This window comes from Streptomyces sp. NPDC044064 (genome assembly GCF_056434245.1).
This window is the reverse complement of sequence record NZ_JBWKFN010000021.1, coordinates 1-14066: the sequence shown is the minus strand read 5'-3', so window position 1 is coordinate 14066 and position 14066 is coordinate 1. Positions and strand designations below refer to the sequence as shown.

16 protein-coding genes and 1 riboswitch are annotated in these 14066 nt (G+C 70.2%); of the genes, 8 read left to right on the top strand and 8 right to left on the bottom strand.

What is annotated here, in order from left to right; genetic code table 11:
* Window positions 1–71: 71 nt before the first annotated feature.
* The gene (locus AC07DS_RS29880; RefSeq protein WP_479150262.1) at window positions 72–1016 is read right to left on the bottom strand and encodes a glucosyl-3-phosphoglycerate synthase; all 945 of its coding nucleotides are present in this window, start codon (window positions 1014–1016) and stop codon (window positions 72–74) included.
* Window positions 1017–1174: 158 nt separating this feature from the next.
* A riboswitch (SAM riboswitch) is annotated at window positions 1175–1316 on the top strand.
* A 17-nt stretch (window positions 1317–1333) separates the two neighbouring features.
* On the opposite strand from AC07DS_RS29880, the gene thrC reads away from it, so the two are divergent.
* The 4 genes from thrC (at window position 1334) to groL (ending at window position 5537) form a co-directional block, all read left to right on the top strand.
* Window positions 1334–2617 carry a threonine synthase gene (gene thrC / locus AC07DS_RS29875; RefSeq protein ID WP_479150260.1) on the top strand — a complete coding sequence of 428 codons (1284 nt, stop codon included), beginning with the start codon at window positions 1334–1336 and terminating at the stop codon, window positions 2615–2617.
* Between the two features lie 50 nt (window positions 2618–2667).
* A complete protein-coding gene (locus AC07DS_RS29870; protein WP_145876013.1) occupies window positions 2668–2943 on the top strand; it encodes a MoaD/ThiS family protein in 276 nt (91 codons plus the stop codon).
* A gap of 441 nt (window positions 2944–3384) precedes the next feature.
* Window positions 3385–3591 carry a cold-shock protein gene (locus tag AC07DS_RS29865; protein ID WP_019057200.1) on the top strand — a complete coding sequence of 69 codons (207 nt, stop codon included), beginning with the start codon at window positions 3385–3387 and terminating at the stop codon, window positions 3589–3591.
* A 323-nt stretch (window positions 3592–3914) separates the two neighbouring features.
* Complete coding sequence (groL, locus tag AC07DS_RS29860) at window positions 3915–5537, top strand: chaperonin GroEL (protein ID WP_145876015.1); 1623 nt, start codon at window positions 3915–3917, stop codon at window positions 5535–5537.
* Between the two features lie 82 nt (window positions 5538–5619).
* Here the strand turns inward: groL and AC07DS_RS29855 are convergent, their stop codons facing one another.
* From AC07DS_RS29855 to AC07DS_RS29840, 4 genes are all read right to left on the bottom strand, one after another.
* Entirely contained in the window at window positions 5620–6291 is a 672-nt protein-coding gene (locus AC07DS_RS29855) for a Uma2 family endonuclease (RefSeq protein WP_479150257.1), read from the bottom strand.
* Between the two features lie 59 nt (window positions 6292–6350).
* Entirely contained in the window at window positions 6351–7178 is an 828-nt protein-coding gene (locus AC07DS_RS29850; RefSeq protein WP_479150255.1) for a hypothetical protein, read from the bottom strand.
* A 264-nt stretch (window positions 7179–7442) separates the two neighbouring features.
* Entirely contained in the window at window positions 7443–7649 is a 207-nt protein-coding gene (locus AC07DS_RS29845; protein ID WP_479150253.1) for a DUF397 domain-containing protein, read from the bottom strand.
* Window positions 7633–8472 (bottom strand): helix-turn-helix domain-containing protein, encoded by an 840-nt coding sequence (locus tag AC07DS_RS29840; protein WP_479150251.1) that lies wholly within the window; start codon window positions 8470–8472, stop codon window positions 7633–7635. The genes AC07DS_RS29845 and AC07DS_RS29840 overlap by 17 nt, the downstream gene beginning before the upstream one ends.
* A gap of 116 nt (window positions 8473–8588) precedes the next feature.
* On the opposite strand from AC07DS_RS29840, the gene AC07DS_RS29835 reads away from it, so the two are divergent.
* The 4 genes from AC07DS_RS29835 (at window position 8589) to AC07DS_RS29820 (ending at window position 11945) form a co-directional block, all read left to right on the top strand.
* Window positions 8589–8822, top strand: coding sequence for a hypothetical protein (locus AC07DS_RS29835; RefSeq protein ID WP_479150249.1), 234 nt, complete (start codon window positions 8589–8591; stop codon window positions 8820–8822).
* Window positions 8819–9046: a hypothetical protein gene (locus tag AC07DS_RS29830; RefSeq protein WP_479150247.1), complete on the top strand. Its 228-nt coding sequence runs from the start codon at window positions 8819–8821 to the stop codon at window positions 9044–9046. The genes AC07DS_RS29835 and AC07DS_RS29830 overlap by 4 nt, the downstream gene beginning before the upstream one ends.
* A 144-nt stretch (window positions 9047–9190) precedes the next feature.
* A complete protein-coding gene (locus tag AC07DS_RS29825; RefSeq protein WP_479150244.1) occupies window positions 9191–10318 on the top strand; it encodes an NADH:flavin oxidoreductase in 1128 nt (375 codons plus the stop codon).
* A 79-nt stretch (window positions 10319–10397) separates the two neighbouring features.
* Complete coding sequence (locus tag AC07DS_RS29820) at window positions 10398–11945, top strand: carboxylesterase/lipase family protein (RefSeq protein ID WP_479150243.1); 1548 nt, start codon at window positions 10398–10400, stop codon at window positions 11943–11945.
* On the opposite strand, the gene AC07DS_RS29815 is transcribed toward AC07DS_RS29820, so the two are convergent.
* From AC07DS_RS29815 to AC07DS_RS29805, 3 genes are all read right to left on the bottom strand, one after another.
* Window positions 11942–12511 (bottom strand): hypothetical protein, encoded by a 570-nt coding sequence (locus AC07DS_RS29815; RefSeq protein ID WP_145876032.1) that lies wholly within the window; start codon window positions 12509–12511, stop codon window positions 11942–11944. The genes AC07DS_RS29820 and AC07DS_RS29815 overlap by 4 nt on opposite strands.
* Before the next feature lie 300 nt (window positions 12512–12811).
* Complete coding sequence (locus tag AC07DS_RS29810) at window positions 12812–13027, bottom strand: hypothetical protein (RefSeq protein ID WP_479150240.1); 216 nt, start codon at window positions 13025–13027, stop codon at window positions 12812–12814.
* A gap of 31 nt (window positions 13028–13058) precedes the next feature.
* On the bottom strand, window positions 13059–14066 hold a 1008-nt coding region (locus AC07DS_RS29805; protein WP_479150239.1), incomplete at its 5' end, for a PTS transporter subunit EIIC.

Genomic DNA, 14066 nt, shown 5'->3' with positions numbered 1-14066 from the left:
CCGGCCCGGAAACGCTCAAACGTACGGTCTGCCCCGGAAGGGGGCTGTATACAGCCGTTCTCGTGCGCCCTTCACGCCACCCGGCGCGCCGCGTACTCCGCGATCTCCGCCATCGGCGGCCGCTCCTCGGTGTCCACCGAGTAGGTGCGTGGCTCGAACCCGTCCTCGCCCCGCTCGAACTGGGTGAGGGACGGCCGTACGAGGTGTCCGCGGGCGAGCCTGAGCTGTGCCGTGCGGTAGATCGCCGCGGCCATCCGGCCCAGCGCCTGTCCGTCCTGGTGGCGGTGCTTGCGCACACCGACGTCGACCTGGGCGAGGGCGTCCAGGCCGACCAGGTGCACGGCGTCGACCAGCATGCCCAGCTCGACGCCGTAGCCGACGGGGAAGGGGAGCTGTTCGAGCAGCGAGCGGCGGGCCGCGTACTCGCCGCCGAGCGGCTGCACGAAACCGGCCAGCTGCGGCCAGTGCATGTTCAGCAGCGGACGGGCCATGAGTTCGGTGACCCGGCCGCCCTGTCCGGTCGCGCCGCCGAGCGGGCGGTCGTACATCGCCTTGACCAGGTCGACGCCGGGTTCGGTGAGCAGCGGGCCGACGATGCCGGAGACGAAGTCGGAGGAGAACTCCTTCAGGTCGGCGTCGATGAAGCAGATGACGTCCCCGCCGGTCACCAGCAGCGAGCGCCACAGCACCTCGCCCTTGCCGGGGACGGCCGGGATGCGCGGGAGGATCTCGTCGCGGTGGACGACCCGGGCGCCCGCCGAGGCGGCCACCTCGGAGGTGCGGTCGGTGGACCCGGAGTCGACGACGACGATCTCGTCGACGAGCGGGACCTGCTGCATGAGGTCGTGACGGATGATCGCGACGATGTCGCCGACCGTCTCCTCCTCGTTCAGCGCGGGCAGGACGACGGAGACGGACTGACCGGTGCGCTGCTTGGCGGCGAGTATCCGGTGGAGCGGACGATCGGTCACGGACCAGGAGCGGGTGGCCAGCCAGCGCTCGACTTCTTCCAGCACGGTCTGCGGCTCCTCACTGTCGTGATCACATGGCGTGACCGTGTGATCCATCTCGCGGTTCGGACGACTATCTCAACTGTCCTGGCCTTCGGTTACAGTCTTGAACAACGCCGGTGACCATCGCATGTCAGGGTCAACGAGCGTTGACAACCACATACAGCTCATCCAGAGGGGCAGAGGGAAACGGCCCGATGAAGCCCCGGCAACCCTCCAGTCGGTTCTCGTTCTCCAGCGAGGCTCCCGGCTAGGGAAGGTGCCAAATCCGTCTCACGGCGAGATGCGTCGTGAGGAAGATGAGGAGAAAGGGCCTCGCCTCCATGGCTGTGCAGACAGTTGCAAGCACCAGCAATCCCACCGTAGACCTCGGCCCCGCCACAGCTCTGAGCTGTCGCGAGTGCGGTCACCGGGTGCCCCTCGGGCCGGTGTTCGCCTGCGAGGAGTGCTTCGGTCCGCTGGAGATCGCCTACGACTTCGCCGCCTACGACACCGAAGAGCTGCGCAAGCGTATCGAGTCCGGCCCCGCGAACATCTGGCGTTACGCGCCGCTGCTGCCCGTCCCCGCCGACGTGGCCGACAAGCCCAACATCAACCCGGGCTGGACCAAGCTCGTCAAGGCCGACAACCTGGCCCGCGAGCTGGGTGTCACCGGCGGGCTGTACGTGAAGGACGACTCCGGCAACCCGACGCACTCCTTCAAGGACCGGGTGGTGGCCCAGGCCCTGGAGGCGGCGCGCGCCTTCGGCTTCACCACGCTCTCCTGCTCCTCGACCGGCAACCTCGCCGGTGCCGTCGGCGCCGCCGCCGCCCGCGCCGGCTTCCGCTCCTGCGTGTTCATCCCGCACGACCTGGAGCAGGGCAAGGTCGTGATGGCCGCGGTCTACGGCGGCGAGCTGGTCGGCATCGAGGGCAACTACGACGATGTGAACCGGTTCTGTTCCGAGCTGATCGGTGACCCGGCCGGCGAGGGCTGGGGCTTCGTCAACGTCAACCTGCGGCCGTACTACGCGGAGGGCTCGAAGACCCTGGCGTACGAGATCTGCGAGCAGCTCGGCTGGCGGCTCCCGGACCAGATCGTGGTCCCGATCGCCTCCGGCTCCCAGCTCACGAAGATCGACAAGGGTCTGCAGGAGCTGATCAAGCTCGGGCTCGTCGAGGACCGGCCGTACAAGATCTTCGGTGCGCAGGCCGAGGGCTGCTCGCCGGTGTCCACCGCCTTCAAGGCCGGTCACGACGTGGTCCGCCCGCAGAAGCCGAACACCATCGCCAAGTCGCTGGCGATCGGCAACCCGGCCGACGGCCCGTACGTCCTGGACATCGCCCGCCGTACCGGTGGCGCGGTGGAGGACGTGACGGACGAGCAGGTCGTGGACGCGATCAAGCTGCTGGCCCGGACCGAGGGCATCTTCGCGGAGACCGCCGGCGGCGTGACGGTCGGCGTGACGAAGAAGCTGATCGAGGACGGTGTGCTGGACCCGGCCCTGACGACGGTCGTCCTCAACACCGGTGACGGTCTCAAGACGCTGGACGCGGTGGCGGGTACGGGGCTCACCGCGACGATCCGTCCCACCCTCGAGTCGTTCCGCGACGCGGGGCTCGTCTAGGGACCTCGTCCTACCCCGTCCTTTCGTTCCGCCTGACCGGAGGTTTCATCGTGAGCGTCACCGTCCGCATCCCCACCATCCTGCGCACCTACACGGGCGGCCGGGCCGAGGTCGCCGCCGAGGGCGGGACCCTCGCCGAGGTGATCCAGGACCTGGAGAAGAACCACACGGGCATCGCGGCCCGGGTTCTCGACGACCAGGGCAAGCTGCGCCGCTTCGTCAACGTGTACGTCAACGACGACGACGTCCGCTTCGAGCAGGGGCTGGAGACGGCGACCCCGGACGGTGCCGGTGTCTCCATCATTCCCGCCGTCGCCGGCGGCTGATCAAAAGTGGACCATTACCTTCGGTAACCGCGGTTACTGAATGTTCATCGAATGGCCTCCTCCGTGAGAGAAGCGGAGGGGGCCATTCTGTGTGATTGAGCGCGGTAAGGTTGGGGAACGCGTGCCGGATCTGCGGGTCGCAAGCCCCGGAATCATGCCTTACGCCCGGTGAGAAGCAGCCAAAGTACACGCGGAGTATGCGCCTTTTGCGCCTTTTATATAGCCCGACTTGCCCTGAATTCGGGCGAATTCTCGGCAGATTCCGGATCGCGCTCGTCCAGAATTCTCGTCCGATTGACCTGTTGCAGAGGGCAGTTGGACAGATACATTCAGCCGCGGTCGACGCGTTCCGGCGCACGCCCCCGACCAATGGGGGGTGAGGTCTGACCCGGGTCCGCGAAGTGTGGATCTGTGCAAGGGCCAGTAATAGGGGAGTTAGGCATGGCTCAGGGCACCGTCAAGTGGTTCAACGCGGAGAAGGGGTACGGCTTCATCGCGGTCGACGGTGGTGCGGATGTTTTCGTCCACTACAGCGCGATCCAGATGGACGGTTACCGCACCCTGGAAGAGGGGCAGCGGGTCGACTTCGAGATCTCGCAGGGTCAGAAGGGCCCGCAGGCGGACATGGTCCGGCTGGCGACCAGCTGAGGCACGCGTCGACTGACAGCGACGTTCTTCTGTTCATCTTCGAAGGGTCCGTACCTCCTGGGGTACGGGCCCTTCGTCGTGCCCGGGGTCCCTGTTCGCGCGCGGCTGAGCGCCCCCTCCGGCATGCCCGAGGCGCTTGCACTCGGGGGGGTCGAGTGCTAATCATTGGCGTTAGCACTCTGAAGGTGAGAGTGACAAGAAGGACCGGGTCGGTGAGGCCCGCAGGCCAGGTGGGGCAAGGAACCACAGGTCGGCGAGCCGTCCGTCGCGGGCGCGGGCGCGGTCCGAAGGAATCACCCCCAGTCCTGGAGGGACCACTTCACATGGCCAAGATCATCGCGTTCGACGAGGAGGCGCGGCGCGGCCTCGAGCGCGGCATGAACCAGCTCGCGGACGCCGTGAAGGTGACGCTCGGCCCCAAGGGCCGCAACGTCGTCCTCGAGAAGAAGTGGGGCGCCCCCACGATCACCAACGATGGTGTCTCCATCGCCAAGGAGATCGAGCTCGAGGACCCGTACGAGAAGATCGGCGCCGAGCTGGTCAAGGAAGTCGCCAAGAAGACGGACGACGTCGCCGGTGACGGTACGACCACCGCGACCGTGCTCGCCCAGGCCCTGGTCAAGGAAGGCCTGCGCAACGTCGCCGCCGGTGCCAACCCGATGGCTCTGAAGCGCGGTATCGAGAAGGCCGTCGAGGCCGTCTCCGCCGCCCTGCTGGAGCAGGCGAAGGACGTCGAGACCAAGGAGCAGATCGCCTCCACCGCGTCCATCTCCGCCGCCGACACCCAGATCGGCGAGCTGATCGCCGAGGCCATGGACAAGGTCGGCAAGGAAGGCGTCATCACCGTCGAGGAGAGCAACACCTTCGGTCTGGAGCTCGAGCTCACCGAGGGCATGCGCTTCGACAAGGGTTACATCTCCGCCTACTTCGCGACCGACATGGAGCGCATGGAGGCGTCGCTCGAGGACCCGTACATCCTCATCGCGAACTCCAAGATCGGCTCCGTCAAGGACCTGCTCCCGCTCCTCGAGAAGGTCATGCAGTCGGGCAAGCCGCTGCTGATCATCGCCGAGGACGTCGAGGGCGAGGCCCTGTCGACCCTGGTCGTCAACAAGATCCGTGGCACCTTCAAGTCCGTCGCCGTAAAGGCTCCGGGCTTCGGTGACCGCCGCAAGGCCATGCTCGGCGACATCGCCATCCTCACGGGCGGCGAGGTCATCTCCGAGGAGGTCGGCCTCAAGCTGGAGAACGCGACCCTGGACCTCCTGGGCCGCGCCCGCAAGGTCGTCATCACCAAGGACGAGACCACCATCGTCGACGGTGCCGGCTCCTCGGAGCAGGTCGGCGGCCGGGTCAACCAGATCCGCGCCGAGATCGAGAACAGCGACTCGGACTACGACCGCGAGAAGCTGCAGGAGCGCCTGGCGAAGCTCGCCGGCGGTGTCGCGGTCATCAAGGCCGGTGCCGCCACCGAGGTGGAGCTCAAGGAGCGCAAGCACCGCATCGAGGACGCCGTCCGCAACGCGAAGGCCGCGGTCGAGGAGGGCATCGTCGCCGGTGGTGGCGTGGCCCTGCTGCAGACCTCCGGTGTCTTCGAGAAGCTGGAGCTCGAGGGCGACGAGGCCACCGGTGCCGCCGCTGTGAAGCTGGCCCTGGAGGCCCCGCTGAAGCAGATCGCCGTCAACGCCGGCCTCGAGGGCGGTGTCGTGGTGGAGAAGGTGCGCAACCTGACCCCGGGCCACGGCCTGAACGCCGCGACCGGCGAGTACGTCGACCTGGTCGCCGAGGGCATCATCGACCCGGCGAAGGTGACCCGCTCTGCCCTGCAGAACGCCGCCTCCATCGCCGCGCTGTTCCTCACCACCGAGGCCGTCATCGCCGACAAGCCGGAGAAGGCCGCTGCGGCCGCTCCGGGCGGCATGCCGGGCGGTGACATGGACTTCTGATCGACCTGACGGTTGATCGCCTGTCCTTCGGACCGAGGGCGGTGCTTCCAGCTTCTGGCTGGGGGTGCCGCCCTCGGGCGTTTCAGTAGGCGTACTTCTTCAGCGGTTCGGTGTCGAGGGTGATGCTCACGGGCGGCGGAAGCTCGACGACTGCTCCCCAGGGGTAGGAGGGGGACTGACGGTAGTGGCCGTCTTTGGGCTCGCTGTACACGACTACGGTGCAGTTGTCGCGGTCGACGAGGAGGTAGACCGGGATACCGGCCTCCGCGTAGCCGATGGGCTTGTCGATGCGGTCGCGCTGGTTGGTGTCGTGGTCGCGGGAGGTGATCTCCAGAGCCATCAGGATGCCGTTGGCCTCGGACCATTCGCCGTCTTCGACGAAGTGATCCACGGGTGCGAGTGCCGCGTCGGTGCGGGCACGTCCCTTGCGGTACGCCTCGGCCTTGACCCCGGACTCGGGCGCGAGATCAAGGTCGGGACGGTGGAGCAGGAACTGGCGCACCAGCCACACGTAAATCGAACGGTGCTTGCCGTCCGGCATCGCCTTGACCTCTAGTTTTCCGTTGATGTACTCAAGCCGGACGGTCTCCGGTGCCCGGCGTTCCAGCTCCTCGAAGTCCTCGACGCTGAGCGGGTCCTTGGTACGGACCCGGCCGTCGACGAATTCGAGGCGCACGTGCTCAGGGGCTGCGGCGGCGAGGTCCTCGAAGTCCTCGATGGGCATCTGCGGGCGTTCGGCGGTGCTGGGGGTCATGGCGTCGCCTCCTCCCCTCCATCGTGCCCCGGGGTGGTGTCGCCGGACCGTAGGAGCGGTCATGCGGGTGTCCTTTCGCGTCGTCGTACGGACATGGCAGCCCGGATCTCGCCCACGCGGGCGTGGACTGCGGGGGCGGGCAGGGGCGTACGAGGGTGCGAGGGAGCGCGTTCGCCTCGGCAGCCGCTGCACACGCCCCCCGGCAGTGCTTCCGGGCGCCCCGGTACCCCGCACTCCGTGCACTCCAGGACCCGGCGGGGCGGGCGTGGGGCGGGTGGTTCCGGCGGGAGTTTGTCGGTCAACCGGCGGCGGAGCAGGGCCGCCGGGCTGTGCACGGGCGTCGGCAGCCCCGCGGTCAGCGCGGCCAGCAGCATCTCCTCGGTGGCCCCGCGCGCGAACCACTCCTCCACCAGCGGGGCGAGCGCCGCGCAGTCGGCGGCGGAGAGGGACAGGACCGGGGCCGTACGGCCCAGGGCGGCGAGGAGGATGTGGGCGCGGGAGCGGGTGGGGCGGGCGCGTTCGTCCGGCGGCTGCTCCGGTTCCGGTACGTTGCCGCGCGTGAACGCCGCCCACCAGGCATCGTCGCGCGCGGTACGGGACCACCACGATCGGGTGATCCAGCGCGAGCCGCCCGAGTCGGTCTCCAGCCGTTCCCGGCCTCGCCTCAAGTGCCCTGCCGCCTGAATGCGGTTGAGCGCCGTACGGAGCGCGCACTGGCCGTACGGGAGCGTCTTGGCCAGCGTTTTGACGGAGATGTCAGCGCCGTCGGGTAGGCGGTCGATGTACGCGGCGATGGCGGCTTCGCGGGGAGGTAAGTGTGCGAAGTCGTGTTTGGTGCGGGGGAGTTGGTCCGGTGCGGAGCGTTTGCCGTAACCCGGATTGGCCATCGGATGGCCGGATGCGTGCACGGGTACAGGGGCAGCACTAAGCTTGGCGTCAGCCACGGGATCCGCTTCCTGATCTCGTAGGTCAGACCCCCGCAGGTGTTGGTAGCACCTGGCGGGGGTTGTTCGTTATGCGGGCACGCTAGAGCCTCGTGACTGTCCGTCGCAAGTCGGTCGCGCCAAGTCAACTCGCAGGGTGGGAGGGTGGGTTGAACCCGCCTCCCATTCCATGCAAAGAGGGCTCGGAGCTTGGCGCTTGAGCCTCGGCTAGGCCCGCTTCAGGTCTTCGACGAACGCCGACCACGCCTCGGCCCGGAACGCGAGCTTCGGGCCCAGGGGGGTCTTGGAGTCGCGGATGGGGATGAGGGCGGGGTGGTCGACCGCAACTTCGAGGCAGTTGCCGCCGCCACCACCGCTGTAGCTCGACTTGATCCATTCAGCCGTGCTCAGGTCGTAGTCAGCGATGTTCCTCATGGGCGTAATCCTCCGCCAACGCCTCGACCAGGGCCAGGGACTTCTCTTGTGAGAGAGCGGAGGCCACAAGGAGGTCGAATACGAACCTGAGTTGGGCGACAGCGGCCGGGTCGTCCTCCAGCCGCCCGCTGCGTACTCCCTCAAGGTAGACCAGTGGAGGGGCGCCCTCGAAGTCCATCAGCTTGAGGGCACCCTCCATAGCCGTGTGCGCACCCGCGCTGAGCGGCAACACCTGCACGATGACTCGGCTCCGACGGGCCAGGCCGGTGATATGGCGCAGGGCCTCCGCCATCACTGCCCGGCCGCCGGTCTCCCGGCGCAAGGCCGCCTCGTCAAGCACTGCCCACAACAGCGGCTTTGTTGGGTGGTCGAGGAGGCGGGCCCGCGCCATTCGTCCCTCCACCCACTCATCGATGGTCTCCTCCGGCGTCGTCGGGTCGTACGCGCGGTTCACGGCCCGTGCGTACTCGGCCGTCTGGAGCAGCCCGGGGATGAGAAGTGGCGCATACTCTCTGATCGCCGACGCCTGAGCCTCCGACTCCGCCACCTCCGCGAAGTGCTGCGGGTACTTCGTCTTGGCCGCCGCATGGCAGTTCCTGCTGAAGAAGCCCCCTGTCTCCAGGACTTCGTCCAGCAGCTCCGCGTACTCCGGCTGCATCCGCCGAGTCCCCGCCTCCAGCTGCCCGATGAACGACCCGCTCACGAACAGCCTCTGGCCCAGCTGCTCCTGGCTCAGTCCCTTCCGCTCGCGCGCATGCCGTAACTCGGCGCCCAGCAGGGCGCGGGGCGACGACGACGGATCGAGGTCCTTCGGTCCTGCCATGGCAACTCCCGGGTCGTACAAGCAGGGTTGTTGGGACGCTGTGTCTAGCCAGGCTAGAGCGCGGACGGCCACGCTGTGTAGCGAAAGTGAACACCCAGCGTGGAGGAATTGGCGCAATGAATGCGAAGGAATCGACCGCGGACGACCGGCCCGCCCGCTCCGCGGCGGAAGCCGTCGAGCGGCTGCGCACGGCCCTGCGCGAGGTGGGGATCATCCTCCCCTCGCTGCGGATCGACCCGGTGACCGGCGCCCACGGCCACCCCTACGCCCTCGTCGACCTGGGCCGCTGCAACCTGGGCGTGGCCTCGCGGCTGGCGGCGGTGCTGCGGCGGCCGGGCGGGGATGCGTGACCGGGGAGATCGGGACGTACGCCGTCGACGTGCGGAGCGGGCGGATCGGTGAGGTCATGGCGCGCGTAGGGGGTTATGTGCAGCTCAGGCCCGTGGGTGGCGGCCGGGAGTGGGACTGTCCGCCCGAGGAGCTGGGGGAGGCGGCGCCGGACGAGGTGCTGCGCGCAAGGGTGCGGCGGCTGAACCGGGACGCCCGCTCGCGCGCGGCGGCCGAGCTGCCCTGAGGCCGGCGGGCGTGGCCGGGATCACAAGGTGGCCGGCCCGGACCTGGAATGTGCCGCACCGCATAGATGGTTCTTTGAGGAGGTGCAACAATGCGTATGCACATACCAGCCGGTCAGACCGAGCAGCACTCGAGGAGCCCCCACGTGACCGACACGACGCCTCCCGCCTCCCGCGCGGCCCAGATCCTCTCCCGCCCGATCAGCCTCAACGGGCTCACGGTTCCCAACCGGATCGTGATGGCGCCGATGACCCGCATGTTCTCCCCGGGCGGCGTCCCCGGCGAGGACGTGCGGTCGTACTACTCGCGCCGTGCCGCCGCCGGTGTCGGTCTCATCGTCACCGAGGGTACGTACGTCGGGCACGAGTCGGCCGGGCAGAGCGACCGTGTGCCCCGGTTCCACGGCGAGGAGCAGCTGGCCGGCTGGGCGAAGGTCGCCGAGGACGTGCACGCGGCGGGCGGCACGATCGTGCCGCAGCTGTGGCACATCGGCATGGTCCGCAAGCAGGGTGAGCCGCCGTTCGCGGACGCTCCGGCGGTCGGCCCGTCCGGCCTGGTCACCGAGGGTGCCGAGCCCACCGGCAGGGCCATGACCCAGCAGGACCTGGACGACGTCGTCGCCGCGTTCGCCCAGGCCGCCGCCGACGCCGAGCGCATCGGCTTCGACGGCGTCGAGCTGCACGGCGCCCACGGCTACCTCCTCGACCAGTTCCTGTGGGCCGGCACCAACCGCCGCACCGACGCCTACGGCGGCGACGCGGCGGCCCGCACCAAGTTCTCGGCGGAGATCGTCGCGGCGGTCCGCGCGGCCGTCTCGCCCGAGTTCCCGATCATCTTCCGCTACTCGCAGTGGAAGCAGCAGGACTATGCCGCCCGTCTCGCCGAGACCCCCGAGGAGCTGGAGGCGATCCTGACCCCGCTGGCCGCCGCCGGCGTCGACGTCTTCCACGCCTCCACCCGCCGCTACTGGCTGCCCGAGTTCGACGGCTCCGACCTGAACCTCGCGGGCTGGACGAAGAAGCTCACCGGCAAGCAGGTCATCAGCGTCGGCTCGGTCGGCCTCGACGGCGACTTCATCAATGCCTTCCAGGGCGAGGGCTCCCCGGTCAAGAGCATCGACAACCTGCTCGACCGCCTGGAGGCCGACGAGTTCGACATGGTCGCCGTCGGCCGCGCGCTGCTCCAGGACCCGGAGTGGGCGGCGAAGGTGCTCGCGGACCGCTTCGACGAGCTGAAGGCGTACGACGCGGCCGCGCTGCAGACCCTCAGCTGACCTGGGCCGAAGTGGCCCGGTTCGCCGGGCACTTGTGATCGTTCCCGTCCGTTCCCCTGATGACCAGTGAGGAGCGAGCATGACGACGAGCGAGTCCGGTGCCCGGGCGGCGGAGACCGCCGGACCTGTGGTGCGCACCGCCTCCGGCGCGGTGCGCGGACGCCACGAGGACGGTCTGGCGGTCTTCCGTGGCATCCCCTTCGCCGAACCCCCGGTCGGCGAGGCCAGGTTCCAGGCCCCGCGCCCGGCCCGGCCCTGGGACGGCACCCGGGAGGCGTACGCCTTCGGACCCCCGCCCCCGCAGGACCTGGGAGTCCAGGGGGCCGGGGTGCCCGGCCCCACCGGTGACGACTGGCTGACCGTGAACGTGTGGACGCCCGGCCCGGACCCGTCCGCCGGCCGCCCGGTCATGGTGTGGATCTACGGCGGCTCGTACAAGTTGGGCCACGCCGGCCAGCCCGGCTACGACGCACAGCGCATCGCCCGGGACGGCGACGTCGTCGTGGTCACCTTCAACCACCGCGTGGGCATGGAGGGATTCACCCTCCTGGAGGGCGCGCCGGCCAACCGGGGCCTGCTGGACCAGGTGGCGGCCCTGGAGTGGGTGCGGGAGAACATCGCGGCGTTCGGCGGTGACCCCGGCCAGGTCACGGTCTTCGGCGAGTCGGCCGGAGCGGGCTCGGTGGCCTCGCTGCTGGTGATGCCGAGGGCCCGGGGGCTGTTCCGGCGGGCCGTGGCGCAGAGCCTGCCGGGCACGTTCTTCTCCGCAGAGCTGGCGCGTGACATCGCCGGGGCGCTGGCGGCGGAGGCGGGGCGGCAGCCGACGGCGGCGGACCTGGCCGCGGTGGACCCCCGTGAACTCGTCGGAGCCGGACAGGCGCTGAGCGCCAAGATGCTCCAGTACACGGACAGATGGGGCCAGGCGGCACCGACGGTCACGCCCTTCTCCCCGGTCGTCGACGGCGACATCCTGCCCACCGCCCCCTGGCAGGCTCTGGCGGCGGGCGCGGCACGGGACGTCGATCTCCTGGTGGGCCACAACCGGGACGAGTTCCGTCTGTTCCTGGCCATGGGCGGCATGCTCGGCAAGATCACGGAGGACCGGGCGACCGCGGCGCTGCGGATGTACGCCCCGGGCGGCGAGGCCGGCGAACAGGCCTACCGCTCGGCCTTCCCGGACGCCTCGCCGAGCGACCTGTTCGAACGGATCCAGACGGACTGGCTGTTCGGGATGCCGAGCCTGCATCTCGCCCAGGCCCAGCTGGCGGGCGGCGGCAGGGCCCACGTCTACGAACTGACCTGGGCGGCGCCGGGCAGCGGCGGTGTCCTGGGCGCCTGCCACGCCCTGGACGTCGCCCTGCTCTTCGGCACGTACCGCGGCGTCCTGGGTGGACTGCTCTTCGCCGGGGCGGACATTCCGGCCGAGGCGGAGGAGCTGTCCGCCCGCTTCCGCCGCGCGTGGACGTCGTTCGCCCGCACCGGCGACCCGGGCTGGCCGGCGTACGACACCGAGGCCCGCCGGGTGCAGGTCCTGGACGCCGAGCCGACGGTCGCGGCCTACCCGGAGGAGCGCAGCAGGCGTCTGTGGCAGGGCCACGAGTTCCTGCCCCTGCCACTGCTCGGCTAGAGGTTGCCCAGGGGCTCGATGTCGACGTGCACCGGCGTCCCCCAGATCCGCAGCACCTCGTAGTCGGTGAACTCGTGCACGAGCCGGTACGCCATGGCGGGCCGGGATCCGCGTCGCTGGGCGGCCAGATACGCCTCGGCCTCGTGCCGGTCCCGCCGGGGCGTCCCGCACAGCTCCCACTCGCGCCCGTTCCAGGCCTCCGGCAGCCACCGCTGCTGGGGCTGGGGGCGGTCGGCCCGGACGCCGTAACGGGAGGGGGCGGTGGCGGCCGGTCCGGCCGGGCCGGGCCTGCCCTGGAATTCCGAGCGCCGGGCGGCCCGGCGCCGGGTCTCGCAGAGCAGGCACAGGTCGGGGGCGCTCTCGTCGACGGGGCCGTGCGGATGTTCGGGGCACCGGGTGGAGGGGGCACCGGCCGTGACGCTCTCGTCCAGCAGGTCGAGGGCGCGCCGTAGATCGGCCTTGACCTCGTACAGCCGGGCGTCCGGGGTGTCGGCGGTGAGCGCCTCCCCGTGCTCCCCGAGCAGCCGCAGGGCCCGACCGAGGGCGGTGAGCTGGGCGTGGTTCATGGTGTCGACGGTAACGCGGGACGGTGACGGCTTGCGGCCGGTGGGTGGGCACCCGGCCTCCGGCCGGGTTTCGTGTTCCCACCCGCACCACCCGTGCGGGTTTCGTGGTCGGGTGCGGGTGGCCCTTGCGGGGCGGATTCGCCGTCGGCGGGTGCGGGTGGTCTTCGCGGGACGGATTCGCTGTCGGGGGCGCGGGTGGTGTTTGTCGGCGGATTCGCCGTCGGCGGGTGCGGGTGGTCTTTGTGTGCCAGGGGGCGTCCGTGGTGGCCTGTGGTGGGTGGGCGCTGCCGTGTCGGTCGGTCAGCCGCCGTTGTGGATGAGGCTTCCCTTGCCGCAGGCGGGGGCGGAATCCGTCAGGGGCAGCGGTGAGACGGATTTGACCGCCGGGGTCACGACGAGGTCGCCGGCGCACAGGGCGGTCGCGGTGGCGGTCCAGTGGTCGTCGGCGTGGGCGGGGCCGGCCAGGGCGGCGCCGCAGGCGGTCAGGGCGGCGGTGGCCAGAAGCTTCTTCATCATGCCCGGGGCAACGACCGGTGCCGACGCTGCGTCACGGCGAGGCGGCCACACGGGAGCCGCGGGGGAGGCCGAAGAAGTAGGTCGCCGCGAACCCCACCGCGTACCCGGTGAGGAGTCCGCCCCCGTAGACGGCGGCCGTCAGCCCCGGACCCCGGTTCCCCGCGAGCAGCGGGAACAGGGCCCAGCCCGACGGGCCGATGGCCGTCGCCCCCACCTTGTCCCCGACCATCGCGAAGAACCCGATGAAGGCCCCGCCGGCCGCCCCGCCCGCGCACGCCGTCACGAACGGGCGGCCCAGCGGCAGGGACACCCCGTAGATCAGCGGCTCGCCCACGCCCAGCAGTCCCGCCGGGAGCGCGGACCTGATCGTCGTACGCAGGGAGACGTCGTGGCGCAGGCGGACGTACACCGCCAGCGCCGCGCCCACCTGGCCCGCGCCCGCCATCGCCAGCAGCGGGAGCAGGACGGTGTAGCCCTGCTGCTCGATGAGGGTGGTGTGGATGGGGATCAGGGCCTGGTGCAGCCCCAGCGTGACGAGGGGGAGGAACAGGCCGCCGAGGACCAGTCCGGCCAGCGCTCCGGTCGTGGCCAGCAGCCAGTTCGCCGCCGCACCGATCGCCGAGGCGACCACGCCGGCCGCGTACATCAGGCCGTACAGCGTGACCAGGCCGGAGACGAGGACGGTCACGGTCGGGGTCAGCAGCACGTCCAGCGCACCCGGCACCCGGCCCCGGCACCACTTCTCCACCCGGGTCGCCAGCAGCGCCGCCGCGAGCGCGCCGAGCACCCCGCCCTGGCCGGGCGCCAGATGCACCCCGAACGCCGTCACCTTCGCCACGCCCGGGTAGACGACCACGGCGGCCACGGCACCGCCCAGCACCGGCGTGCCGCCGAACTCCTTCGCGGTGTTGTATCCGACGAACACCGCGATCAGCGCCATGAACGCGGAGGCGACGGCGGCCAGGGCGGGGGTCAGGCCGGGCAGCCATCCGGCGTTCACCAGCAGCCCGTTGATCCCGGCGAGGATGCCGCAGCCGAT